We start from the raw sequence: 22,823 nt of genomic DNA, 5'->3' as shown, positions 1-22,823 counted from the left end.
GACTGAGAAATCACCCACTCGGCGGGAAAGCGTGCCGAGCGGGGCGAGCCAGGAGGAAGCCGGCCCCACCGAATGGGTGGCGCGGGAAGAGGTCGGCGTCGGCCCGTGGGAGGGCGACTGGCCCGCGGACGAGCGTTACGACCCGGAACTCCTCGCCGGAGGCGACCGCCGCAACGTCGTCGACTCGTACCGCTACTGGCGGCGCGAGGCCATCGTGTCCGATGTGGACAGCCGTCGGCACCCGTTCCACGTGGCGATCGAGAACTTCCAGCACGATCACAACATCGGCACCGTGGTCCGGACGGCGAACGCGTTCGCCGCGGCCGCGGTGCACATCGTCGGGCGGCGACGCTGGAACCGGCGCGGTGCCATGGTGACCGACCGCTACCAGCATCTTCTCCACCATGAGGACGTCGACGGGTTGCTGGCCTTCGCCGCGACGGAGGGGCTCGCCGTGGTCGCCGTCGACAACACCCCCGGTTCGCAGCCCGTCGAGACCGCCGAGCTGCCGCGTGAATGCGTCCTGCTGTTCGGCCAGGAAGGGCCGGGCTTGTCGGCCGAGGCACAGAAGACGGCGGCGCTGGTCGTCTCGATCGCGCAGTTCGGCACGACCCGCTCGATCAACGCCGGCGTCGCCGCCGGGATCGTCATGCACGCCTGGGTCCGGCAGCACGCCGACCTCACCCAAGCCTGGTAACCCCCCCCGCATTTCGTCCTCTGAATGCGGTACTTGCGTGTGCAACTACCGCATTCAGAGGACGAAATGCGGCTAGACGGGGGCGACCTCGACGGGGATCCCGTTGAGCACGGCGGTTCCCGACGGGACGTCGAGCAGGGTCTCGTCGGCGACCAGGTTCGAGTTGACCCCGGCGTGCGCGGCCGCGACCCGGGTGCGCGTGCCGTCGACGTCGTGGCCCCAGCCGTGCGGCATGCTCACCACGCCGGGCCGGACGTCGGCCGTGACCTCCACCGGCGCTTCGAGCTTCCCCGCCCGTGACGTCACCGACGCGACCCTACCGTCGGTCAGCCCGAGCCGGGCGGCGTCGTCCGGATGAACCTGGACGGTGCACCGGTTCCCGCCGCGGACCAGTGGCGTCAGGTTGTGCATCCACGAGTTGTTCGAGCTCAGGTGCCGCCGCCCGATCAGCAGCAGACCGCCGTCCGGCGCCTTGGCCAGCTCCGCGCGCAGCCGCGGGACGTCCTTCGTGATCGCGTCCGGGGCCAGCTCGACCTTCCCGCCGGCGGTGGTGAGCACCTCCGGCAAGCGCGGCTTCAGCGCGCCGAGGTCGATGCCGTGCGGGGCGGCTTCGAGGTCCGCCAGTTTCAGCCCGTACGGTCCGCCGCGCAGCATCAGATCGATCATCCGCGCCGGTCCCGTGCGGCCTTCGGCCAGTGCCAGGTCGACGCCGGTACGCCGCGCCGTTTCGCCCGCGACCATCGTGTCGAAGGCGGCGACGTCGACGTCCGGACCCTGGCCGGCGGCGATCCCGGCCAACCGCAGCAGGGTCACCCACTCCTGCGGCATGTCGGTTTCGAGCGGCTGCGGCGTCCAGTTCGCGACGTTGCGCACGGCGAGCGCGTACAGCGCGACGTCGTAATGCGGCCGCTCCAGCGGTGACGGCCCGGGCAGGATGACGTCGGCGTGCCGGGTGGTCTCGTTGAGGTACACGTCAAGGGAGACCATGAAGTCCAGCTGTCGCAACGCTTCCGTGAGCCGCGCGGAGTTGGGCGTGCTCAGCGCCGGATTGCCGCCGATGGTCACCAGCGCCCGCACCCGGCCCTCGCCGGGAGTCTCGATCTCGTCCGCGAGCGTGGCCACCGGCAGTTCGCCGAGCACCTCGGGATATCCGCGCACCCGGCTCGTCCAGCGCCCGCTGGTGAACGGTGAGGACCGGCGCGGCCGCCAGAGGGCGGGCAGCGGGAACATCACGCCGCCCTCGCGATCGAGGTTGCCGGTGAGCGTGTTGACGACGTCGACCAGCCAGCTCGCGACGGTGCCGAACGACTGCGTCGTGGTCCCCATCCGGCCGTACACCGCGGCGCGCCCGGCGTCCGCGAGTTCGAGCGCGATGCGGCGGATCTCGGCGGCGTCGATCCCGGTCGCGGGCGCGACCGCCTCCGGAGTGAACGGTTCCGCGAGCACGCGAACCTCGTCGACACCGTCGACGTGCTCACCCGGACGGACGCGGTTCTCCGCGAACAGAACGTTGACCAGCGCGAACAGGAACAACGCGTCGGTGCCGGGCCGGATCGCGTGGTGCTCGTCGGCGAGCTGGGCGGTCCGGGTGCGGCGCGGATCGAGGACGACGATCTTGCCGCCGCGCCGCTGGATCCCGCGCAGCCTCCCGCGGATGTCCGCGGCGGTCATCAGGCTTCCGTTGGACACCACCGGGTTCGCGCGGAGGATGAGCAGGTGCTCGGTGCGGTCGAGGTCGGCCACGGGAATGGCCTGCGGGTCGCCGAAGAGGTAGCCGGAGGAGAAGTGCTTCGGCATCTGGTCGACCGTGGTCGCGGTGTAGAAGTTCTTGGTGCCCAAGGCTTTGAAGAACACGCGGCCGTAGAGCACGAGCGCCGCGTTGTGCACCGTCGGGTTGCCGGAGTACACCGCGACGGCGTTCTTGCCGTACTCGCCGATGATCGGCCGGAGCCGACGGTCGATCTCGGCGAACGCCTCGTCCCAGGTGACTTCGACGAACTCACCGTCACGTTTGATCAGTGGCGCGGTGAGCCTGTCCGGGTCGTGGTGCAGCGCGCCGAGCGAAGCGCCCTTCGGGCAGATGTAACCCTGCGAGAAGACGTCCTTGCGATCGCCCCGCACGCGGGTGACCAGGCTCTCCTCGTCGATCGTCACCTCCAGCCCGCAGGTGGCTTCGCAGAGCGGGCAGGTCACGTGCGCCGTGGTCATGAAGCACCTCGCGGGTTCGGGAGTCATCCCAACATACTGAGCGGTATGTCAATGGGCAAGGGATGATGGCGCGATGACTGCTCTCGCCGACCGGGCCGCGGCCGCCGAGCGCGCTGTCCGCGACCGGCATCTGCGCGGTGTTTGGGGACTGCCCGGGACCGTGCTCGGCCGCAGCGGCTGGCCGCCCTCGATGGGCCAGCGGGCCCACTGGCACTGGAACTACTGGTGGCAGGCACATCTGCTGGACACCCTCGTCGACGCGCAGCTGCGGGACCCGTCACCGGATCGGTTGAAGCTGATCGACCGGTTCGTGGTATCCGTGCGGTTGCGCAACTTCGGCAAGTGGAACAACGACTACTACGACGACATCGCCTGGCTCGGCCTCGCGCTGCAACGCGTCGGGCATCTCGGGCTGGACGTCCGCGGCGGGCTGGAGGCGATCAGCTCGCGGCTGCGCGAAGGCTGGACCGACGACGCGGGCGGCGGGATCTGGTGGCGGGTCGGCGACGACTTCAAGAACGCCCCCGCGAACGGCCCGGCCGCGATCTTCCACGCCCGCGAAGGTGCGACACAGCACGCGGAGGGGCTGACCCACTGGATGACCGAGCGGCTGGTCGACCCGGCGACCGGGCTGGTGTGGGACGGCCTGCGGGTCGGCAGTGGTGAGCTGGTCAAGCATATTTTCACGTACTGCCAAGGGGTTTACCTCGGCGCCTGCCTCGAACTGTCCGAAATGGACAGAGTAGAGCGCACCATCCGCGCGGTCGCGGAGCACGTCGCGCCGAACGGGGTGATCCGGGGCCAGGGAGGTGGCGACGGCGGCCTGTTCGCCGGGATCCTGGCGCGTTATCTGGCGCTCGCGGCGCCGCTGCTACCGAGCGGGATCGCGCGTGACCTGGTCATCCGGTCGGCTGACGCCTGCTGGTCCGGTGCCACCGAGACACCGCACGGGCCGCTCTTCAGCGCCGACTGGGCGACTCCGGCGCCTTCGCTGCCCCTCGCGGGTGATGCCCCGGAACGCGACCTGTCCGTTCAGGTGGGCGCGTGGATGCTCCTGGAGGCCGCCGCGACCCTGGACCACCGGATGTCATGACACTCGCGGGACTCGAGCCCACCGCATTCAGAGGACTAAACGCGGGTCACCAGACGTCGCCCGCACGCCAGTCGCAGGTGATCTCCCCGTCTAGATCCAGGGTGACCCCCACCGGCAGCACGTGGATCGATCCGTCGTCCTCCTTCGTCGCCTCGATACCCGAAGGCGTCATGGCCGACGAAGTACCGCGCCACAGCAGCCAGCCGCGCGACGCGTAGAACTCCAGAGCGTCTTCGGACGCCGAAAGCGCTCCGAGGTCGTACGCCTTCCGCAGGACCCGCTCCAGCGCGTCCATCATCGCGGCGCCGTGCCCGCGCCGCCGGTGATCCGACCGGACGGCGACCGCCTCGACGTAACCCGTCCGGAGGGCTCGCCCGCCGTGCACCAGCCGCCGCTGGACCAGTGACGCGTGCCCGATCAGCTCGCCGCTGTCCCACACCAGCGTGTGCATGCCGCCGAGGGCGTTCTCCCAGTCGTGGTCGCTGAAATCGCCGTCGAAAGCGTCGTCCAGCAGAGCGCGTGCCGCGGTCAGCACGCCTGCTTCGAGGTCGGCGGTGTGCACGGTCCACAGGTCGGTCATTCCGCCATCTTCACCCGGCGGCGGCGTTCTGACCAGCTAGATTCGAAGCACGCTTTCCCGCTGAGGATCCATCAGCGCCGGGTGACTCAGCAGCCGCACGACTGACGGTGTATGAAGCGCGGTGCGAGCCGTACGGATTCGGGCCGTCGCTCAGGGTCGGTGATCCGGGCCAGCAGGAGTTCGACGGCCTTGCGCCCGATCTCCTCGATCGGCTGCGCCATCGTGGTGACCGCCGGGGTCACCTGCCCGGCCCACTCCATATCGCCGTAGCCGACGATCGCCAGGTCCCGCCCGATCCGGATGCCGAGCCGGTGCGCCTCGTACTGGACGCCGATCATCATCGCCTCGCTCGCCACCACGAGCGCGGTCGGCGAAGGCCAGCTGTCGAGGAGTTTCGCCGTCGCGGCGGCGGCCCCGCCCGGGGTCGACTGCCCGCACGCGACCAGCTGCGACGTCCACCGGATGCCCGAGCGGCCGAGGCCGAGCCGGTATCCCAGCGCTCGCTCCTCGTAGGTGGTCATGTCCTCTTCGCCCGAGATGAAGCCGATCTTGCGGTGCCGCAGCCCGGCGAGGTGCCGCACGAGCGCGCACACGGCCTGGATGTTCTCGGAGCCGACCTGGTCGACGTCGTTGCGTCCGGCCATCCGATCGACGAGCACGGTCGGCACGCCCATCCGGACCAGTCCGTTGATCACCGCTTCGTCGCCGGCCGCCGGGACGAGCAGGACACCGTCGACGCGGTCCGCCCGCAGCGCGCGGATGACCGCGGCTTCTTCGGCGACGCTGTCACCGGTGTCGGCGAGGGTGATTTCACAGCCGTGACGGCGTGCGGCGCGGCGGATGGCGCGGACGAGTTCACCCGAATACGGGTTCGCGTGCATCGCCATGGCCACCCCGAACCGGTGGGTGACAGGGGTGTCCTCCCACAGGGGTAACGCCGGGGACAATGCGGTCATCGCTCCACGCCTTCATCCGAGCCTGAATGACGGTAACGGCTGACGGAGCGTCGCTCGGCGGCGAGACCGGAAAGTCTCCCAACAATCATCAATGTGAGTGAACGAGAGCGCATCCGCAGGACGCGCGGTGGCGGAGCGTAGGCGGAATCCGCATCGTCTGGGCCTTGCGTGCCGGATCGTTGATCCGGGCCAGCAGGAGGCGCACCGCCTGGGTGCCTATCTCCTCGATCGGCTGCGCCATCGTGGTCAGCGGCGGATCGACCAGATCGGCCCATTCGACGTCGTCGTAGACCACCACCGGCAGGTCGACGCCCGCCCGCAGCCCGCGGCGCCGCAACTCGTGCAGCACCCCGACCATCATGGTGTCGTTGGCGACCACCAGCGCCGTCGGCGGCTCCGGCAGTGCGAGCAGCGTGCTCAGCGCGAGGGCTCCGCCGGCCTGCGAGGACTGCCCGCACGCGACCAGGTCCTCCGACCAGGTCAAACCCGAACGGCCGAGCCCCAGTCGATAGCCGAGGATCCGCTCTTCGCTGGTGCTCAGCCCGGCCGTGCCGCTGATCATGCCGATCCGCTGATGCCCGAGCGACGCCAGATGGGCCGTCAGCGCGGACGTCGATTGGATGTTCTCGGCGCCGACCTGGTCGACGTCGGTGCGGGTGGAGAGCCGGTCGATGAGCACGGTCGGGACATCGAGCGAGACGAGTTCGCCGATCACCGAGCCGTCGCCCGGCGAGGGTGTGATCAGCAGCCCGTCGACCCGGCGCGAACGCAGGGTCCGCACGGTCTCACGTTCGGTGTCGACGGTGTCGTGCGTGTCCGCGAGCAAGACCGTGTATCCCGCCAGGGCGGCCTCGCGTTCGATCGCCTGGATCAAGACGGCGAAGTACGGGTTCGCGATCAGGGAGATCGCGACGCCGATCGACCTCGTCCCGCCGGTCACCAGCGAGCGGGCGATGGCGTCGCCGGTGTAGCCGGTCTGCTCGATCGCGCGGAGGACGGCCAGTTTGGTCTCCTCGGCCACCGCCCTCGTCCCGTTGACCACGTGGGAAACGGTGGTGATCGAGACTCCCGCCAGCTCGGCGATGTCGCGTTGGGTGGGACGGGACGAGCGAGACGGCGGCATGACCAATCCTTGTGAAGTCAGCTGGCAAGCGTTTGCGCAAACGCTTGCGAGTGAGCATAACCCTGTCTACCTTCCGGTCCATCACGGACAGCCTTGAATCGGAGGGCATCCCCTATGAGACAGCGACGTCTCTCCGCGCTGGTCCTGGCCGCCGCACTAGCGGTGACCTCGGCCGGGTGCACCGTCGAACGCCACTGGGGTGGCGGTTCGAACGCGGGCGGCGGTGGCAAGGCCAAGGTCGGCCTGGTCACCAAGACCGACACCAATCCCTACTTCGTGGAACTGAGAGCGGCCGCCAAGGCCGCCGCCGAGGCGAACGGCGCGGAGTTCAGCGCGCTCGCCGGCCAGTTCGACGGCGACAACGACGGCCAGGTCCGGGCCATCGAGAACCTCATGCAGCAGGGTGCGAACACCATCCTGATCACGCCGAGTTCCTCGACCGGCGTCCTCGACGCCATCGACCGCGCCCGTAAGGCCGGTGTGCTGGTCATCGCGCTCGACACGGCGACCGAACCGGACACCGCGGTCGACGCCACCTTCGCCACGGACAACTTCGAAGCCGGACGTCAGCAAGGGTCGTACGTCAAGGCAACTCTGAACGGCAAGCCGCCGAAGCTGTTCATGGTGGACGGCACTGCCGGGTCCACAGTGGACACCCAGCGGCACACCGGGTTCCTCAAGGGCATCGGCCTGACCGACGCGTCGCCGGAGATCAAGGGCAAGACGCCCGCGAACGGCGACCAGAGCCTCGCGCAGCAGGGTGTCGAGAACCTGCTGCAGCGCACCACCGACATCAACGCCGTCTACACGATGAACGAGCCGATGGGCCGCGGCACCTACGCCGCGCTCCAGGCCCGCGGCCTGGTGAACCAGATCGTGATGGGCTCGATCGACGGCGGCTGCGAAGGCGTCAAGAACGTGCGCGACGGCCAGTACGCCGCCACGGTCATGCAGTTCCCCAAGAAGATGGCCGAGCAAGGCGTCCTCGCCGCCGTCGAATACGCCAAGACCGGCAAGAAGCCGAGCGGATTCGTGAACACCGGATCCGCGGTGATCACGGACAAGCCGATCCCCGGCGTGGAAAGCCAGGACACCGAATGGGGCCTCGAGAACTGTTGGGGGACGAAATGACCACGGCGACCCTCAAGACGAACGAACGGCCGTCGATCGGTGAGTTCTTCCTGCGCGCGCCGGCGGTCGGGCCCGCGCTGGCCCTGCTCGTCGCGATCGTGGTGTTCTCCCTCTCGACGGACACCTTCCTCGACCTCGACAACCTTTCCCTTGTGGTGCAACAGTCCCTGGTGGTCGGCACGCTCGCGCTCGGGCAGACGCTGATCATCCTGACCGCGGGCATCGACCTGGCCAACGCGGCCGCGATGGTGCTCGCGACGCTGATCATGGCGAAGCTCGTGGTCGGCGGCGTCTCCGGGATCTGGGCGCTGCTGCTGGGAATCGGGGCGACGGTGGTGATCGGCATGGTCACCGGCTCGCTGGTCACCCGGATCAAACTGCCGCCGTTCATCGTCACGCTCGGTCTGCTGACCGTGCTCACCGCGGCCGCGAAACTGTTCGCGAGCGGCCAGGCCGTTCCGGTCGCCGACGAACTGCTCAAATGGCTCGGCACCCGCCGGTACCTGTTCGGCGGCATCCCGATCACCTACGGCATGGCGCTCGCTTTGCTGATGTACCTGGGACTTTGGTACGCGCTCACGCGGACACCGTGGGGCAAGCACGTCTACGCGGTCGGCAACGCGCCGGAATCCGCGCGGCTGTCCGGGATCAAGGTCAACCGCACGATCCTTTCGGTGTACATCGTCGCCGGGGTGATCGTCGGGATCGCCGCCTGGCAGGCGCTCGGTCGGGTGCCGAACGCCGACCCGAACGCCTTCCAGCTCGGCAACCTCGACTCCATCACCGCGGTGGTGCTCGGCGGCGCGAGCCTGTTCGGCGGCCGGGGTTCCGTACTCGGCACGATGATGGGCGCGCTGGTCGTCGCGGTCCTGCGGTCCGGCTTGACCCAGCTCGGGGTGGACGCGCTCTACCAGGACGTCGCCACCGGTGCCCTGCTCATCGGCGCTGTCTGCGTCGACCGTTTCGCGAGGAGGCGGCAGTCATGACGAGACCCACGACGCTTGAACCGACTCTAGCCGCGCGGGGCCTGGTCAAACGCTACGGCCGGGTCACCGCCATCGACGGCGCCGACTTCGAACTGTTCCCCGGCGAGGTGCTCGCCGTCGTCGGCGACAACGGCGCCGGGAAGTCGAGTCTCATCAAAGCCCTTTCGGGGGCGGTGATCCCGGACTCCGGCGAGATCGAAGTGGACGGTCGGACCGTCCACTTCAAGTCCCCTTTGGACGCTCGCCACTACGGGATCGAGACGGTGTACCAGGATCTCGCCGTCGCACCCGCGCTGGACATCGCGTCGAACATGTTCCTCGGCCGGGAAAAGCGGCGTAAGGACCTCTTCGGGCAGCTGTTCCGGAAACTGGACACCGCGACCATGCGGGCCGACGCGCAGCGGATCCTCGACGAACTCGGCATCAACATCAAGTCCATCACACAGCCGGTGGAGACGTTGTCCGGCGGGCAGCGCCAGGGTGTCGCGGTCGCGCGGGCGGCCGCGTTCGGCACCAAGGCGGTGATCATGGACGAGCCCACCGCGGCGCTCGGCGTCGCCGAATCCGGCAAGGTGCTCGACCTGATCAACCGGATCCGCGAACGCGGTCTGCCGGTGGTGCTGATCAGCCACAACATGCCGCATGTGTTCGACATCGCCGACCGCATCCACGTGCACCGCCTCGGCAAGCGGGTCGCGGTGGTCTCGCCGAAGACGCACACCATGAACCAGGTCGTCGGCCTGCTCACGGGTGCGCTCAAGATCGGTGAAAACGGCGAGGTCGAAGAGGTCGCTTCGGCCGTCCACACTGGACTGTGATGCGAGTGCTGCTGGCGGGCCTGTGCACCGTCGACCAGGTTCAGCGCGTCGCCGAGATCCCGGCGCCGGGCGAGAAGGTGCGTTCGCTGTCGATGGACGTCGCCGCCGGGGGGCCGGCGACGAACGCGGCGGTGACCGTGGCCGCGCTCGGCGCCGGGGCGACGCTCCTGACGGTCGCCGGTGCGCATCCGCTGGCGGCACTCGCCCGCGCCGACCTCGAGGCGCACGGCGTCGACCTGGTCGACCTCGATCCCGGACGGCCCGATCCGCCCGCGATCAGCGCCATCGCCGTCCGTGACTCCGACGGCGAGCGCACCGTCGTCTCGCGCAACGCTCACGCTTCCACGCGTTTCGTCCTCTCGATGCGGTCCTTGCACGCGCAACTACCGCATTCAGAGGACGAAATGCCAGGGTGCGTGCTCCTCGACGGCCATCATCCGGAGGTGGCGCTGGAGGTCGCGCGCTGGGCGAAGGAGCGCGCGATCCCGGTGGTGCTCGACGCCGGGAGCTGGAAGCCGGTCTTCCCCGAACTCCTGCCGCTGGTCGACATCGCCGCTTGCTCCTCGCTGTACCGCGGGGACGACCCCCGCGAGCACGGCGTGCCGGTGGTCATCACGACCGCGGGCCCCGATCCGGTCCGCTGGTCGACGACGGACGGATCCGGTGCCATCCCCGTCCCCGTCACCCGGGCGCGTGACACGCTGGGCGCCGGCGACGTGTGGCACGGGGCTTTCGCGTACGCGGTCGCCCGGGACCGAGGGGACGTCCCGGGCTGGATCGAGTTCGCCAACGAGGTGGCCGCCGAACGGGTGCGGCATGAAGGACCGAGGTCGTGGACGGCCGCGGTCGCGAAGAAAGGACTGCCATGACAGCCATGCCTCCGGTGTTCGAGGACCTGTTGAGCAGGGCTCGGACACTGGCGAAGCCGGGACAGCGCAGTGTGCTCGGCATCGTCGGCGCCCCCGCGTCCGGCAAGACGACGCTGGCCTGGGGCCTGGCGAAGGCGCTGGGCACGAGGGCCGCGGTGGTCGGGATGGACGGCTTCCACCTGGCGCAGGTGGAACTGCAGCGGCTCGGGCGGGCGGAGCGCAAGGGCGCGCCGGACACCTTCGACGCCGCCGGGTACGTGCACCTGCTGCGCAGGCTCGCCGAAGGCCGCGAAACGGTCTACGCGCCCGAGTTCCGCCGCGAGATCGAGGAGCCGATCGCCGGTGCCGTCGCGGTCACGCCGGACGTCCCGCTGGTCATCACCGAGGGGAACTACCTGCTCATGCAGGACGACCCGTGGAGCGGCGTGAAGCCGATCCTCGCCGAGTCGTGGTTCCTCGCGCCGGACGAACCCGAGCGCATCGAGCGGCTCGTCTCACGGCACCGCCGCTACGGCCGTTCGCTGGTCGAAGCGCGTCGCCGCGCACTCGGCTCGGACCAGCGCAACGCCGATCTGATCGCCTCCACCAGCAGCCGGGCCGACCTGGTCCTCGAGAACCTCCCGCTGGTTAACTTCGCCATATGACAGGTGTTCTCATCGTCACCGGTGGCAGCAAGGGTATCGGCGCGGCGGTCTGCGAGCTGGCCGCCGCGCGCGGTTACGACGTCGTCGTCAACTACGCGGGTGATGCCGAAGCGGCCGAAGAGGTCGCTTCGCGCGTCCGAAAGCACGGCGTCCGGGCGATCACCCGGCGCGGCGATGTGGCGTCCGAAGACGACGTGATGGCCCTGTTCGACGCCGCCGTCGAGCTCGGCCCCCTCGCCGGGGTCGTCGCGAACGCGGCCATCACCGGCAACACCCCCGGCCGCTTCGACGAATACGACGTCGACGTCGTCCGTCGCGTCGTCGATGTCAACATCACGGGTGTCTTCCTGTGCGTCCGCGAGGGCATCCGCCGCATGTCCACCCGGTACGGCGGTGCGGGCGGCGCGATCGTGACGCTGTCGTCCACCGCCGCGCGGACCGGTTCACCCGGGGAATGGGTCCACTACGCGGGCACCAAGGCCGCGGTCGAAACGATGACTTACGGCGTCGCGCAAGAAGTGGCGAAAGAATCCGTCCGGGTCAACGCCGTCGCACCAGGCATGATCCACACCGGACTGCACGCCGCGGCGGGTTTGCCCGATCGCATGGAGCGGATCGCGCCGACCATCCCGATGGGACGGGCGGGCGAACCCGCCGAAGTCGCGGAAGCCGTGCTGTGGCTGCTTTCCCCGGCGGCGTCGTACACCACCGGGACGGTGCTGACCGTCGGCGGAGGACGCTGACATCCGGGGCCACGGAGCGGTCACGAGGTGATATCGGGTCGGCGTGCGGTTCAGCCACTTTTCAACACTGTTTCCCGGCGGATATCACGATTCATGTGGGAAGTCGGCGGATCACCTCGTCGCCGGAGGCGCCTGTGTCACGCTGGTGACGCCCCCAAGCTCTTGATCAGGACGGTCATTCCCGATGTCCAAGCTCATGTCTGTGCACCACCTGGCACTCACCGTGACCGATGTGGACCGGAGCGTGCCCTGGTATGCCCGGGTGCTCGAACTCGAGGAGTTCACCCGTCGCGAGGACCCGGAAACGGGTCTCCGGAAGGTCGTGCTCAGGTCGCCGAGCGAGGGTTTCGCGGTCGTGCTGGTCGAGCACCAGGACACCGAGCGGCCGCGATTCGACGAACGCCGGACAGGTCTGGACCACGTGGCGTTCAAGGTGTCTTCGCGATCGGAACTGGCCGAATGGGAAGCGCGGCTCTCCGAATACGGCGTCTTCTATACGCCGTCGAAGGGATCGCGGACTCTCGAAGGCTCGACGGTCATCGTGTTCCGTGACCCGGACGGGATCCAGCTGGAGATCTGGGCGGACGCCTAGGCCTTGCTCTCTTCGGTCTCTTCGGCGGGCCGCCGCATCTCCTGGCGGTAGCGGATCACGCCGTAGGCCGTGCCCACCACGAAGAAGGCGACGCTGATCCACAGCGCCGCCGTCTTGACCCACGGCAGCTGGTCGAGCAGGCCGGCGCCGTAGTAGCCGAGCAGCACCAGCGTCGGCACCCAGAGCAGCCCGCCCAGCGCCGTCGCGAGCGCGAACCGGCGCGGATCCATCCGCGCGGTCCCCGCGATGAGCGGCGCCAGCGTGCGGATCCACGGGATCCAGCGCGCGGCCACGATGGCGAAGAAACCCCTGCGGTCCAGGAACGTCCTGGCGCGGTCGAGGTTGTGCCGGTTCAGCACCTTGCCGCCGCGCCTGGCGATCAGTTTCGTGCCTGTCGTCCGGCCGATGTAATAACCCACCTGGTTGCCGAGGATCGCCACGAGCAGCGCGGCGGCCGAGAGCAGCCACGCGTTCAGGTCCGACCCGTGCTGCGCGAGGACGACCCCGGCCGCGAACAGCAGGGAGTCTCCGGGCAGGAACAGGCCGATGATCAGCGCGCACTCCACGAAGATGAAGCTCAGCACGATCACCCAGACGAGCACCGGCCCGGCGGTGTCGAGCCAGCTCACGCCGATGCCCGCGGCCTCGGTGTACACCTCACTCACGACGCGAGCCTACGTGTACTTCGCGAACCGCACTGCACCGATCGGTGGAATCGAGGTGTCCGAAAGGTCCGGTCACGTCTCCCGCCCGTGCTAGGAACGGTCCGTTCCTTGCGAAATTCGCAAGGAACGGACCGTTCATAGCGCCGGCGACTAGTGCTCGACAAGCTCGTCGAGCGCCTGGTCGTAGCTCAGCCGGACGTCGTGCTGTGCCTCATAACCGAGTGCCCCGTCACCGCCGAGCAGGTCCAACCGGCTGGTCGCGGGCGGGTAGCCGCTCGCGATCACCGTGTAGGTCCCGGCGGGCAGGTCGCTGACCGTGTAGCCGCCCTCCGCGTCGGTCCTCGCCACGGCGGCGACGCCGCCCGAGGAATCGAGCACGGTGATCCGCGCGTCGGGCACCACCCGGTCGCCGTCGGTGCGGGCGACCCCGCTCAGCAGGATCGTGCTGACCAGTTCGAAGTCGTGGCGCAGCACCCCGGCGCCGGTGGCGGTCAGCGTCGCCGCGATCGGCCGGAACCAGCGGCCGCTGGCGACGAGTGTGTACCGCCCGCCCACGATGCCGGCGAACGAGTAGACGCCGTTGTCGTTCGTGTGCGTCCTGGCCACCTGATTGCCGTTGTGGTCGATCAGGGTCAGCGCCGCCCCCGCGACGTTCGTGGCGTCGTCCCGGCGGACATGTCCGCTGATCTGCGCGGATCCGGCCCGGTAGGCCCCGTTCCCGTTGGTCATCGCGTGCTTGCCCGGCTCGACCGGCGCGGTCACGACCGTCTTCTCGGAGGCCGTTTCGACAGGCGCTTCGTCCTCTTCGAGGAGTGCTTCGCCGCCCTCGAGAGCCGAAGCCGCCGAAGGAGCCGAGCCATCGAGCAGCGGGATCTCCTTCATGAACATCAGGACCAGCGTCGCCAGCAGCGCGACCGCGCCCGCCACATAGAACACCGTGGTGATCGACTCGGTGAAGCCGATCAGCACCGGGGTCTTGATGGCCTCGGGCAGGTTCGCGATACCGCTCGTGTTCGTGGTGAGATCGCCCAGCGCCGCGGCGCCTTCACCGGTCGGCGCGTTGCCGCCGAACGCCTTGGTGATGTTGCCCGGCAGGACGTTGAACAGGATCGTCAGGAACACCGCGACACCCGCGGTACCACCGATCTGCCGGAAGAACGTCGCCGAAGCGGTCGAGACGCCCATGTCGCTGCGCGGGCCCGCGTTCTGCACCGCGATGATCAGCGTCTGCATGCAGGCACCGAGGCCGAGGCCGATGATCGCGGCCGCGACCAGCGGGTGCCACAGCTCGCTGTTGTACTCGACCTGCGCGAAGAAGAACGAGCCCGCCGCGATCAGCAGCGTGCCGACCACCGGGAACACCTTGTAGCGACCGGTCTTGCTGGTGATCTGGCCCGAAATGATCGAACCGCTCATGATGCCTGCCATCAGCGGGATCATCAGCAGACCCGACTCCGTGGGCGAGAACTCCAGCACCACCTGCATGTACTGCGGGATCATCATGATCGCGCCGAACATCGCCACACCGACGATGACACCGCCGATGATCGCGACCGTGAAGGTCGAGTTCTTGAACAGCCGCAGCGGGATCAGCGCCGCGTCCTTCATCAGCTTCTCGATGAAGATGAAGGCGACCACGCCGATGGCGCCGATGACGTAGCAGATGATCGCGTTCTGGGAGCCCCAGCCCCACTTGTTGCCCTGCTCGGCGACGATCAGGAACGGCACCACGGCGACGACGAGCGCGAGCCCGCCCCACCAGTCGATCTTGTGGTCGTGGCGCTGATGCGGCACGTTGAGCACCCGGGCGACGACGAACAGCGCGACGATCGCGATCGGCACGTTGATCAGGAACACCCAGCGCCAGCCGTCGATCGGGCTGCCGAAGAAGCTGCCGAGGCTGTCGAAGTCGGCGAAGAACCCGCCGAGCACCGGCCCGAGCACGGTGGAGATCCCGAACACGGCGAGGAAGTAACCCTGGTAGCGGGCACGTTCCCGCGGCGGCACGATGTCACCCATGATCGTCATCGCCAGCGACATCAGCCCGCCGGCGCCGAGCCCCTGTACCGCGCGGAACGCGGCGAGTTCGTACATCGACGTCGCGAACGCCGAGGCGACCGAACCGATCAGGAAGATCGAGATCGCCGCGATGTAGAACGGCTTGCGCCCGTAGATGTCGGACAGCTTGCCGTAGATCGGCGTGACGATCGTCGAGGTGATCAGGTAGGCCGTGGTGATCCAGGCCTGCAGGTCGAACCCGTTGAGGTCATTCGCGATGCGGACGATCGAGGTGCCCACGATCGTCTGGTCGAGCGCCGCCAGGAACATGCCCGACATCAGGCCGATCAGGATCGTGACGATCTGACGGTGACTGAGCCGGGGACCATCTTCGTGGATGGCTGGCGGACTTTCTACGGTGGAACTCATTGCTTCAGGCCCCCTTGGCCTTCGACGCCGACGCGGGGTCGGCGAACTGTGGAGATGTTTTTTCGAGATCGTCGTTCAGCCGGTGGAACAGCGAGTTGAGGGTTTTCCGGTCTTCGTCGGACCAGTCGCCGAGCACCTCGGCGAGCCATTGGTTCCGCTGCTTGCGGTTCTCCTCGAAGACCCGATGTCCTTCGGCGGTCGGTGCGAGCAGGCAGGCGCGGCCGTCTTCGGGGTCGGCCAGGCGCTCGACCAGCCCGTGCTGGACGAGAGAGCTCGACTGCCTGCTGATGGTCGAGATTTCGGAATGCAGGAACTCGGCGAGTTTGCTGGTCCGCTGGGGTCCGACGTGGATGAGGCAGAAGAGGATCGCGTACGCGGCCCGCTCGATGCCGTCCGGCCCCTGCTTGGACACCTGGGACTTGGCCCGGTTGACCAGGCGAACGAGCCGCACGAGCTCGTGCCCGAGGGTGTCGGCCAGGTCGAGGTCGGCCTTCGACCTGGTGCCGGGTGTCGTGGGTGTCATGGTGATCTCTCTCGCCGGTTGCTTGGTCACTGCAACTAGTTGCCTAGAGCAAGGATGTTCCTCTCAGGAGAGCTTCGCAAGAAGAAAGTGACGTTGTGTGTCGGACAACACTTTAGTTGCCGCATGCAAGCACATTTATTCGTGCATGTTTGTCCGGTTCGCCCGTCTTGGATCGTTGAGCTGCGCTTTAGCGGCCTGGGGCGACTCGCGCTTTGATGGAGGCATGACCGACTCCGCGCTCTGCGCGATCCTCGCTGACCGAAACTTCGGCACCCTCGCCACCATCAAGCGCGACGGGAGGCCTCAGCTGTCGACCGTCAACTACCTCTACGACGCGGACGCCGGCGCGATCCTGATCTCGATCACCGCGCCGCGTGCCAAGACGAAGAACCTTCAGCGCGACCCGCGGGCCACGTTCCACGTCTCGACCGAGAGCGGCAACGGCTACGTCGTCGTCGAGGGGCCCGCGGTGCTGACGCCGACCGCCGCTTCGCGCGATGACGCGACCGTGGACGCGCTGGTGGACCACTATCGGCGAGCCCGGGGCGAGCATCCGGACTGGGACGAGTTCCGCGACGCCATGGTCGCCGACCAGCGCGTTCTGCTCACCATCCCGATCGAACGCGTCTACGGCCTGCGGATGTAGCCCCCCGCGTTTCGTCCTCTGAATGCGGTCCTTGTGCGTGCAACTACCGCATTCAGAGGACGAAATGCGGGAGGGGGGTCAGCGCTGGATGCGGGCCTGGATCTCGTCGACGCGGTCGAGCAAGGGACTCGCGTCGTCTCGGCCGAGTGCCGCCCGCAGGTAGAGGCCGTCGCCCACCAGGATGATCAGTTCGGCGGACAGCGGGTCTCCGACGTGCTCGCTGATCAGGTCGTGGATCTTCTGGTTGTAGACCTGGACGACCTCGGCGACCCGCGGCTCGGTGAGCATGATCCGGATCGTCGCCATGGTCGTGCGGTGCAGCGGCTTGCGCTGGGTCACGTCGGTGATGGCGGTACGCAGGTACCAGGAAACGACGCCCTCCGGCGCCTTGCGTGCCTGTTCGAGGTCTTCGTCCGACAAGGTGGCGAGGCGTTCGATCAGGCCGTCGACCAGGGCGTCCTTCGAGCCGAAGTGGTAGAGCAGGCCGCCCTTCGACACTCCCGCGCGGGCGGCGACGGCTTCCAGGGTGACCCCGCCGGGGCCCTGTTCGATGAGTATCTCCTCGTACGAGTCGAGGATGTGTTCCTTCGCCGAGGTCTTCGCCATATCAGTTGACTATACCGTCCGGACGGTTTACCTTCGACCAGGACGGTGACTGTACCGTCCGGACGGTTTACCTAAGTGAGGAGAGTGCGCCATGGCGGGGCGCAAGCAGTGGTGGGCGTTGGCGGTACTGGTGCTTCCGGTGCTGCTGATCAGCGTGGACATGACGGTGCTCGGGTTCGCGCTGCCGTTCCTGTCCGAGGATCTGGCACCCACCGGTGCGGAGCAGTTGTGGATCGTCGACATCTACTCGTTCATGCTGGCGGGCCTGCTGGTCCTGATGGGCACGCTCGGTGACCGCATCGGCCGTCGCAAGCTGCTGCTCATGGGTGCCGCGGCGTTCGGTGCCGCGTCGGTGCTCGCGGCCTTCTCGACCAGCGCGTTCATGCTGATCATCGCGCGGGCGCTGCTCGGTGTGGGTGGCGCGACGCTGATGCCGTCGACGCTGTCGCTGATCCGCAGCATCTTCGTCGACGCCAAACAGCGCCGGACCGCGATCGCCGTGTGGAGTGCCGGGTTCTCCGGCGGAATGGCGCTCGGGCCGGTGCTCGGCGGCTGGCTGCTGGAGCACTTTTGGTGGGGTTCGGTGTTCCTCATCAACGTCCCGGTGATGCTGGTGCTGCTGGTCGTCGGCCCGTTCCTGCTGCCGGAGGCGCGTGACCCGAAGCCGGGCCGGTTCGACCCGTTGTCGGCGCTGCTGTCGCTGGCCGCGATGCTGCCGGTGGTCTACGGCATCAAGCTGGTCGCCGAACACGGTTTCACGTGGAAGGCCGCGGTCAGTGTCCTGGTCGGGCTCGCGCTCGGTGTCGTGTTCGTCCGCAGGCAGAACAGCCTCGACGAGCCGATGCTCGACCTGAAGCTGTTCTCGAACCGGGCTTTCAGCGGTTCCGTCGTGACGAACATGCTCGGTGTGTTCGCCATGGTCGGCCTGCTGTTCCTGGTGCCGCAGTACCTGCAGCTGGTGCTGGGGCTGACCCCGGTCGTCGCCGCTCTGTGGATGCTCCCGGCGACGGCCGCCGGTGTCACCGGCGCGCTTCTCGCGGCCTGGCTCGCGAAGCGGATCCGCGTATCCGTGCTGGTCAGTGTCGGTCTCCTGATCGCCGCGGTCGGGTTCCTCGCGTTGACGCAGGTGTCGTCCGGCGGTGGGCTCGCGTACGTCGTGGTGTCGTTCACGCTGCTCGGGGGCGGTGTCGCCCTGTCCGAGACGCTGACGAACGACCTGGTCATTTCGGCAGCTCCGGCCGAACGGGCCGGGGCGGCGTCGGCGATTTCCGAGACCGGGTTCGAGCTCGGCGGCGCGCTGGGCACGGCCATCCTCGGCAGCGTCGCGACCGCGGTCTACCGGTCCGGTCTGCCGGAGGGAACGGCCGAATCCGCCCGGGACACGCTCGGCGGTGCCGTCGCCACCGCGCGGCAGCTCGACCCCGCCGCGGGACAGGCACTCCTGGCATCGGCTCGCGAGGCCTTCACCCAGGGGGTGCACGTGACCGCATGGGCAGGAGTGGCCGTGCTCGTCTATACAGGTGTTCAGGCCTACATCCTGCTTGATCGGAAGAAAATTTCCGCAGTGCGGACGTAGTGGCGCCTACGATGAGGACATGAACAACCATGCCCTGCTCACCCGGCTCCGCGAGCATCTCGGCGAAGCCGCGGTGCTCACCGACACCGACGTCACGGACGCCTACTCGCGCGACATGATGCCGCTGGCCGCCAGCGGCAAACCCCTCGCGGTGGTGCTGCCGTCCGACGTCGAAGGTGTGCAGGCCGTGGTGAAGGCGTGCGCGGAGTTCGAGGTGCCGATCGTGCCGCGCGGCGCCGGCAGTGGTCTGTCCGGCGCCGCGAACGCGATCGACGGCTGTGTCGTGCTGGTGCTGACCAAACTCGACCAGATCGTCGAGATCGACGAAGGCAACCGGCTCGCCGTCGTGCAGCCCGGCGTGGTGAACCTCGATTTCCGTAACGCGGTGGAGAAGCACGGCCTGTTCTATCCGCCGGATCCGTCCAGCTACGACTGGTGCACCATCGGCGGAAACCTGTCCACCAACGCCGGTGGGCTGTGCTGTGTGAAGTACGGCGTCACCACGGATTCCGTGCTGGGACTGGAAGTCGTGCTCGCCGACGGCTCACTGCTGAAGACCGGGCGCCGCACGGTGAAGGGCGTCGCGGGCTATGACCTCGCGCGGCTCTTCGTCGGCAGTGAAGGCACGCTCGGCGTGATCACGCAGGCGACCGTCGCGTTGAAACCGTTGCCGCAGCCGCCAGCCACCCTCGTCGCCGCCTTCAGCAGCACGGAAGCCGCGGGCGAGGCCGTCGCGCGGGTGGTGCGCGAGGGGCTGGTGCCGTCGCTGCTGGAGATCATGGACGCGACGTCGATCAAGGCCGCCGAGGCCTACCTCAAGACCGACCTCGGCACGAGTTCGGACTGCAAAGCCTTGCTGCTCGCGCAATCCGACTCCGGCGGCGAGGTCGCGCGCCGGGAACTCGCGGCGCTGGAACAGATCTGCGTCGACTGCGGCGCGGATCTGGCCTATGCCACGGAGGACATCGAAGAGGGCAAGATGCTGCTGCAGGCGCGGCGGGTCGTGCTCACCGCGCTGGAGATGTACGGCGTCTGGCTGACCGACGACGTCTGCGTGCCGCGCACGCGCATCGCCGACCTGATCGCCGGCTGCGAGCGGATCAGCGAGGAAGTGGGCCTGCGGATCGCCGTCGTCGGCCACGCCGGTGACGGCAACATGCACCCGACGATCGTCTACGCGCCGGACTCCGAGGACGAGTTCGCCCGCGCGCGGACGGCCTTCGACGCGATCCTCGACGTCAGCCTGTCCCTGGGCGGGACGGTCACCGGAGAGCACGGCATCGGCCGGATCAAACGCGAGTGGCTCGTCAAGGAGATCGGCGAAGTCGGCCTTCACGTGCATCGCCAGATCAAGCGGGCCCTCGACCCGGGGAACCTCTTCAACCCGGGTTCGATGTTCTCCCTCTGAACGCCATGAACGGTCCGTTACTTGCAAAATTTGCCAGTAACGGACCGTTCATGGCACGTCGGAGAGGTCAGTCGCGGATGCGCGGGATCTGCTGCGTGATGTCCTCGGCGGTCTCGGCGACGAGGCCGGTCGCGGTGTCCGCGTGCTTCTTCTCGCGGCGGGCCTTGATGTATTCGATCACGATCGGCACCACCGACACCAGCACGATCAGGATGAAGATAGCGTCGACGTTGTCGCGGATGAACGCGACGCCGCCGAGCAGGTGACCGAGCGCGGTGATCCCGGCGGCCCACAGGATGCCGCCGATGACGGTGTAGGTGAAGTACTTCTTCGGGTCCATCTTGCCGATGCCGGCGATCCAGGTGATGAACGTCCGCACGAACGGCACGAACCGCGCCAGCACGACCGCCTTCGGCCCGTGCTTTTCGAGGAAGGCGTGGGTCTGGTCCACGTACTTCTGGTTGAAGAACTTCGAATCCGGCTTCCGGAACAGCCAGGGGCCGACCTTCCGCCCCAGGCCGTAGCCGACCGCGTTGCCGACCAGCGCGGCGACGGTGACCAGGACGCACACCAGCCACAACGGCGCCTCGATCGAGCCGTTCGCGATGAACAGGCCCGCGGTGAACAGCAGTGAGTCACCGGGCAGCACCGGGAAGATGCTGCTTTCGACGAAGATGATCAGGCAGAGCACGGTGATGACCGGCACGGTCAACCCGCTCAGCAGGTGCTGCGGGTCCAGCCACTCCGGCAGGAGGCCCATCGTCGTCACGTTGTTCTGCGCCAGGATCACACCGAAACGGTACAGGGTGACGCTGAGTGCTCTGACTCGACGGGAGAGGCGGCTCAGATCAGCGTGAGCAGCCCGATCACCGAACCGGCGGCCAGCCCCAGCAGTACGGCGAGCAGCAGCACCCAGTACGCGGGCAAAGGCGCGCTACTGGGCGAAGGCGCTGGAGGCGGCGTCGGACGCTCCGCCAGCCTGGCCGTTTCGGCGTCTTCGAGCGCGACGCGTTCCCGTTCGAGCGAGTCGGCGCCGGCACCGGAGAGCAGCCCGTACTGCGGGGGCAGTTCGTTCTTCCCGGCAGGAACCTCCGGAACGCTACTCCCCGTGTCCGTTTCGGTCGGTTTGTCCGCAGTGGCTTCCGAGACGCGTTCCGCCGAAGGAGCGAAGACGGCCTGTGCGCGCAAGGCGTCGGACAGGAGCTTTTCCGGGTCCTTGGGCTCGCTCATCCGGACTCCCTTCGCCACTACCCGTCGCTGACCGACACACCGCCTTCGACCGCGCCGCTCAGCGGGGCCGTGGCGCTCAATGTAGCCGCAGCGTCCTCCTTGACCCATTCCCCCTGGCGCAGCACCTTGACCGGCCGGAGGTCGCGATCGAGCACGACGACGTCGGCCGCGAGCCCGGCGCGCAGCGAGCCGGTCCGGTCGGCGAGGCCGAGCAGTTCGGCCGGCCGTCCGGAGGTCGCGCGGACGGCGTCGAGCAGGTCGATGCCCGCGCCGCGGACCAGATTTCGGAAGGCCGCGTCCATGGTCAGCGTGCTGCCGGCCAGCGAGCCGTTCCCGGCCAGGGTGGCGACACCGTCGCGGACGTCGACCTCGAGGCGGCCGAGGATGTAGCTGCCGTCCGCGGCGTCGGTGGCCGACATGGCGTCGGTGATCAGCACCGTCCGGCCCTTGCCGGCGTGATGCGCGGCCAGCCGCAGCACGGTGGGGTGCACGTGGACGAGGTCGCAGATCAGTTCGACGGTGATTCGTTCGTCGTCGAGAAGGGCGCCGATCGGGCCCGGCTCGCGGTGGTGGAGGGGCCGCATGGCGTTGAAGAGATGCGTCGCGACGGAAGCGCCCGCGTCGATCGCGGGGAGGATCTGGTCCTCGACGCCGTCGGTGTGCCCGATGGCGGCGATGACACCCGATTCGGCCAGTTGCCGGACCGCCTTGATCCCGCCGTGCAGTTCGGGGGCGAGGGTGACCATCCGGATGTCGCCGCGGCCGGAGGTGAGCAGCGCGTTGACCGTGGCCGTGTCCGGCTCGATCAGCGTTCCCGGATCGTGCGCTCCGCAACGGGCCTTCGAGATGAAGGGTCCTTCAAGGTGAATTCCGGCAAGTTCACCCTCTTGGACCAGCTCACGCAGGGCCGCGATCTGGTCCCTGAGTACCGGAAGGGGGTCCGAGACCAGACTGCCGAGCATGGTCGTGGTCCCGTGCCGCCGATGCGCGCGGATCGCGCGGTACAGCTCCTCGGGACTCGCGCTGGAGAACGACCCGCCCCCACCGCCATGGCAGTGGGTGTCGACGAAGCCTGGCACGACCAGGCACCCGCCGACGTCGACGTAGTCGGCACCGCCGATGTCCGGGGGTGTCCCGGAACCGACTTGGACGATCTTGCCGCCGGCGATAGCCAGCCAGCCGTCGTCGAGTACACGGTCCGGGGCGACGACCCGGCCACCCACGATCACGAAATCTCCGGCGCCTCTCACGCCCCCCAGCATATATTGGTCTGGACCAAGCATGGCGGCACAACCCAGCGCT

23 protein-coding genes are annotated in these 22,823 nt (G+C 68.4%); 12 read left to right on the top strand and 11 right to left on the bottom strand.

Annotation, left to right across the window (positions count from 1 at the left end):
• Nucleotides 1-31: 31 nt before the first annotated feature.
• Complete coding sequence (locus ACZ6DT_RS01860) at nucleotides 32-697, top strand: TrmH family RNA methyltransferase (RefSeq protein ID WP_465588772.1); 666 nt, start codon at nucleotides 32-34, stop codon at nucleotides 695-697.
• 72 nt (nucleotides 698-769) lie between these two features.
• Here the strand turns inward: ACZ6DT_RS01860 and ACZ6DT_RS01855 are convergent, their stop codons facing one another.
• Nucleotides 770-2,905: a molybdopterin-dependent oxidoreductase gene (locus ACZ6DT_RS01855; protein WP_465587173.1), complete on the bottom strand. Its 2,136-nt coding sequence runs from the start codon at nucleotides 2,903-2,905 to the stop codon at nucleotides 770-772.
• Between the two features lie 73 nt (nucleotides 2,906-2,978).
• Between ACZ6DT_RS01855 and ACZ6DT_RS01850 the strand changes: the two genes are divergently transcribed.
• Nucleotides 2,979-3,998 (top strand): glycoside hydrolase family 76 protein, encoded by a 1,020-nt coding sequence (locus ACZ6DT_RS01850; RefSeq protein ID WP_465587170.1) that lies wholly within the window; start codon nucleotides 2,979-2,981, stop codon nucleotides 3,996-3,998.
• Nucleotides 3,999-4,044: 46 nt separating this feature from the next.
• Here the strand turns inward: ACZ6DT_RS01850 and ACZ6DT_RS01845 are convergent, their stop codons facing one another.
• The 3 genes from ACZ6DT_RS01845 to ACZ6DT_RS01835 all read right to left on the bottom strand — a co-directional run bounded on the left by ACZ6DT_RS01845 (nucleotide 4,045) and on the right by ACZ6DT_RS01835 (nucleotide 6,657).
• Nucleotides 4,045-4,578: a GNAT family N-acetyltransferase gene (locus ACZ6DT_RS01845; protein ID WP_465587168.1), complete on the bottom strand. Its 534-nt coding sequence runs from the start codon at nucleotides 4,576-4,578 to the stop codon at nucleotides 4,045-4,047.
• Nucleotides 4,579-4,664: 86 nt separating this feature from the next.
• A complete protein-coding gene (locus ACZ6DT_RS01840) occupies nucleotides 4,665-5,534 on the bottom strand; it encodes a LacI family DNA-binding transcriptional regulator (RefSeq protein ID WP_465587166.1) in 870 nt (289 codons plus the stop codon).
• 88 nt (nucleotides 5,535-5,622) lie between these two features.
• Nucleotides 5,623-6,657 carry a LacI family DNA-binding transcriptional regulator gene (locus tag ACZ6DT_RS01835; protein WP_219147149.1) on the bottom strand — a complete coding sequence of 345 codons (1,035 nt, stop codon included), beginning with the start codon at nucleotides 6,655-6,657 and terminating at the stop codon, nucleotides 5,623-5,625.
• A gap of 114 nt (nucleotides 6,658-6,771) precedes the next feature.
• Between ACZ6DT_RS01835 and ACZ6DT_RS01830 the strand changes: the two genes are divergently transcribed.
• The 7 genes from ACZ6DT_RS01830 to ACZ6DT_RS01800 all read left to right on the top strand — a co-directional run bounded on the left by ACZ6DT_RS01830 (nucleotide 6,772) and on the right by ACZ6DT_RS01800 (nucleotide 12,440).
• Entirely contained in the window at nucleotides 6,772-7,788 is a 1,017-nt protein-coding gene (locus tag ACZ6DT_RS01830) for a substrate-binding domain-containing protein (RefSeq protein WP_465587163.1), read from the top strand.
• Nucleotides 7,785-8,774, top strand: a complete 990-nt coding sequence (locus tag ACZ6DT_RS01825; RefSeq protein ID WP_465587160.1) for an ABC transporter permease — start codon at nucleotides 7,785-7,787, stop codon at nucleotides 8,772-8,774. Before ACZ6DT_RS01830 ends, ACZ6DT_RS01825 begins: the two co-directional genes overlap by 4 nt.
• Nucleotides 8,771-9,592: an ATP-binding cassette domain-containing protein gene (locus ACZ6DT_RS01820; RefSeq protein ID WP_465587158.1), complete on the top strand. Its 822-nt coding sequence runs from the start codon at nucleotides 8,771-8,773 to the stop codon at nucleotides 9,590-9,592. The genes ACZ6DT_RS01825 and ACZ6DT_RS01820 overlap by 4 nt, the downstream gene beginning before the upstream one ends.
• Nucleotides 9,592-10,461, top strand: coding sequence for a PfkB family carbohydrate kinase (locus tag ACZ6DT_RS01815; protein WP_465587155.1), 870 nt, complete (start codon nucleotides 9,592-9,594; stop codon nucleotides 10,459-10,461). Before ACZ6DT_RS01820 ends, ACZ6DT_RS01815 begins: the two co-directional genes overlap by 1 nt.
• A complete protein-coding gene (locus tag ACZ6DT_RS01810; RefSeq protein WP_465587152.1) occupies nucleotides 10,458-11,105 on the top strand; it encodes a nucleoside/nucleotide kinase family protein in 648 nt (215 codons plus the stop codon). The genes ACZ6DT_RS01815 and ACZ6DT_RS01810 overlap by 4 nt, the downstream gene beginning before the upstream one ends.
• Nucleotides 11,102-11,848 (top strand): SDR family oxidoreductase, encoded by a 747-nt coding sequence (locus ACZ6DT_RS01805; protein ID WP_465587149.1) that lies wholly within the window; start codon nucleotides 11,102-11,104, stop codon nucleotides 11,846-11,848. The genes ACZ6DT_RS01810 and ACZ6DT_RS01805 overlap by 4 nt, the downstream gene beginning before the upstream one ends.
• A gap of 184 nt (nucleotides 11,849-12,032) precedes the next feature.
• Complete coding sequence (locus tag ACZ6DT_RS01800) at nucleotides 12,033-12,440, top strand: VOC family protein (RefSeq protein WP_465587146.1); 408 nt, start codon at nucleotides 12,033-12,035, stop codon at nucleotides 12,438-12,440.
• On the opposite strand, the gene ACZ6DT_RS01795 is transcribed toward ACZ6DT_RS01800, so the two are convergent.
• The 3 genes from ACZ6DT_RS01795 to ACZ6DT_RS01785 all read right to left on the bottom strand — a co-directional run bounded on the left by ACZ6DT_RS01795 (nucleotide 12,437) and on the right by ACZ6DT_RS01785 (nucleotide 16,055).
• Entirely contained in the window at nucleotides 12,437-13,105 is a 669-nt protein-coding gene (locus ACZ6DT_RS01795; protein WP_465587144.1) for a DedA family protein, read from the bottom strand. The genes ACZ6DT_RS01800 and ACZ6DT_RS01795 overlap by 4 nt on opposite strands.
• 150 nt (nucleotides 13,106-13,255) lie before the next feature.
• Entirely contained in the window at nucleotides 13,256-15,532 is a 2,277-nt protein-coding gene (locus ACZ6DT_RS01790) for an MFS transporter (RefSeq protein ID WP_465587141.1), read from the bottom strand.
• 4 nt (nucleotides 15,533-15,536) lie between these two features.
• Nucleotides 15,537-16,055 carry a MarR family winged helix-turn-helix transcriptional regulator gene (locus tag ACZ6DT_RS01785; RefSeq protein ID WP_125679560.1) on the bottom strand — a complete coding sequence of 173 codons (519 nt, stop codon included), beginning with the start codon at nucleotides 16,053-16,055 and terminating at the stop codon, nucleotides 15,537-15,539.
• Between the two features lie 223 nt (nucleotides 16,056-16,278).
• Here ACZ6DT_RS01785 and ACZ6DT_RS01780 point away from each other — a divergent pair, with 223 nt between their 5' ends.
• Nucleotides 16,279-16,701 (top strand): PPOX class F420-dependent oxidoreductase, encoded by a 423-nt coding sequence (locus ACZ6DT_RS01780; RefSeq protein ID WP_465587138.1) that lies wholly within the window; start codon nucleotides 16,279-16,281, stop codon nucleotides 16,699-16,701.
• Nucleotides 16,702-16,779: 78 nt separating this feature from the next.
• Here ACZ6DT_RS01780 and ACZ6DT_RS01775 read toward each other — a convergent pair whose 3' ends face one another.
• Nucleotides 16,780-17,307, bottom strand: a complete 528-nt coding sequence (locus ACZ6DT_RS01775; RefSeq protein ID WP_465587135.1) for a TetR/AcrR family transcriptional regulator — start codon at nucleotides 17,305-17,307, stop codon at nucleotides 16,780-16,782.
• Between the two features lie 91 nt (nucleotides 17,308-17,398).
• On the opposite strand from ACZ6DT_RS01775, the gene ACZ6DT_RS01770 reads away from it, so the two are divergent.
• Complete coding sequence (locus tag ACZ6DT_RS01770) at nucleotides 17,399-18,883, top strand: MFS transporter (RefSeq protein WP_465587133.1); 1,485 nt, start codon at nucleotides 17,399-17,401, stop codon at nucleotides 18,881-18,883.
• Between the two features lie 19 nt (nucleotides 18,884-18,902).
• Entirely contained in the window at nucleotides 18,903-20,291 is a 1,389-nt protein-coding gene (locus tag ACZ6DT_RS01765; RefSeq protein WP_465587131.1) for an FAD-binding oxidoreductase, read from the top strand.
• Nucleotides 20,292-20,358: 67 nt separating this feature from the next.
• Here ACZ6DT_RS01765 and ACZ6DT_RS01760 read toward each other — a convergent pair whose 3' ends face one another.
• Genes ACZ6DT_RS01760 through nagA form a run of 3 tightly spaced genes read right to left on the bottom strand, consistent with a single transcriptional unit; the run spans nucleotide 20,359 to nucleotide 22,750 of the window.
• Nucleotides 20,359-21,081, bottom strand: coding sequence for a DedA family protein (locus ACZ6DT_RS01760; RefSeq protein ID WP_465587128.1), 723 nt, complete (start codon nucleotides 21,079-21,081; stop codon nucleotides 20,359-20,361).
• 53 nt (nucleotides 21,082-21,134) lie between these two features.
• Entirely contained in the window at nucleotides 21,135-21,521 is a 387-nt protein-coding gene (locus tag ACZ6DT_RS01755) for a hypothetical protein (protein WP_465587125.1), read from the bottom strand.
• A 17-nt stretch (nucleotides 21,522-21,538) separates the two neighbouring features.
• On the bottom strand, nucleotides 21,539-22,750 hold the full coding sequence (gene nagA, locus ACZ6DT_RS01750; RefSeq protein WP_465588769.1) for an N-acetylglucosamine-6-phosphate deacetylase: 1,212 nt from the start codon (nucleotides 22,748-22,750) through the stop codon (nucleotides 21,539-21,541).
• Nucleotides 22,751-22,823: the final 73 nt, after the last annotated feature.

This window comes from Amycolatopsis sp. NPDC041971 (genome assembly GCF_055588925.1).
This window is presented reverse-complemented; position numbering and strand designations above follow the sequence as displayed.

Coding starts and splice junctions, on each gene's coding strand:
- ACZ6DT_RS01790 (WP_465587141.1), bottom strand. CDS start 15,532: ATGAGTTCCACCGTAGAAAGTCCGCCAGCCATCCACGAAGATGGTCCC.
- ACZ6DT_RS01820 (WP_465587158.1), top strand. CDS start 8,771: ATGACGAGACCCACGACGCTTGAACCGACTCTAGCCGCGCGGGGCCTG.
- ACZ6DT_RS01765 (WP_465587131.1), top strand. CDS start 18,903: ATGAACAACCATGCCCTGCTCACCCGGCTCCGCGAGCATCTCGGCGAA.
- ACZ6DT_RS01755 (WP_465587125.1), bottom strand. CDS start 21,521: ATGAGCGAGCCCAAGGACCCGGAAAAGCTCCTGTCCGACGCCTTGCGC.
- ACZ6DT_RS01835 (WP_219147149.1), bottom strand. CDS start 6,657: ATGCCGCCGTCTCGCTCGTCCCGTCCCACCCAACGCGACATCGCCGAG.
- ACZ6DT_RS01815 (WP_465587155.1), top strand. CDS start 9,592: ATGCGAGTGCTGCTGGCGGGCCTGTGCACCGTCGACCAGGTTCAGCGC.
- ACZ6DT_RS01855 (WP_465587173.1), bottom strand. CDS start 2,905: ATGACCACGGCGCACGTGACCTGCCCGCTCTGCGAAGCCACCTGCGGG.
- ACZ6DT_RS01800 (WP_465587146.1), top strand. CDS start 12,033: ATGTCCAAGCTCATGTCTGTGCACCACCTGGCACTCACCGTGACCGAT.
- ACZ6DT_RS01840 (WP_465587166.1), bottom strand. CDS start 5,534: ATGACCGCATTGTCCCCGGCGTTACCCCTGTGGGAGGACACCCCTGTC.
- ACZ6DT_RS01830 (WP_465587163.1), top strand. CDS start 6,772: ATGAGACAGCGACGTCTCTCCGCGCTGGTCCTGGCCGCCGCACTAGCG.
- ACZ6DT_RS01785 (WP_125679560.1), bottom strand. CDS start 16,055: ATGACACCCACGACACCCGGCACCAGGTCGAAGGCCGACCTCGACCTG.
- ACZ6DT_RS01805 (WP_465587149.1), top strand. CDS start 11,102: ATGACAGGTGTTCTCATCGTCACCGGTGGCAGCAAGGGTATCGGCGCG.
- ACZ6DT_RS01770 (WP_465587133.1), top strand. CDS start 17,399: ATGGCGGGGCGCAAGCAGTGGTGGGCGTTGGCGGTACTGGTGCTTCCG.
- ACZ6DT_RS01810 (WP_465587152.1), top strand. CDS start 10,458: ATGACAGCCATGCCTCCGGTGTTCGAGGACCTGTTGAGCAGGGCTCGG.
- ACZ6DT_RS01850 (WP_465587170.1), top strand. CDS start 2,979: ATGACTGCTCTCGCCGACCGGGCCGCGGCCGCCGAGCGCGCTGTCCGC.
- ACZ6DT_RS01780 (WP_465587138.1), top strand. CDS start 16,279: ATGACCGACTCCGCGCTCTGCGCGATCCTCGCTGACCGAAACTTCGGC.
- ACZ6DT_RS01775 (WP_465587135.1), bottom strand. CDS start 17,307: ATGGCGAAGACCTCGGCGAAGGAACACATCCTCGACTCGTACGAGGAG.
- ACZ6DT_RS01825 (WP_465587160.1), top strand. CDS start 7,785: ATGACCACGGCGACCCTCAAGACGAACGAACGGCCGTCGATCGGTGAG.
- ACZ6DT_RS01845 (WP_465587168.1), bottom strand. CDS start 4,578: ATGACCGACCTGTGGACCGTGCACACCGCCGACCTCGAAGCAGGCGTG.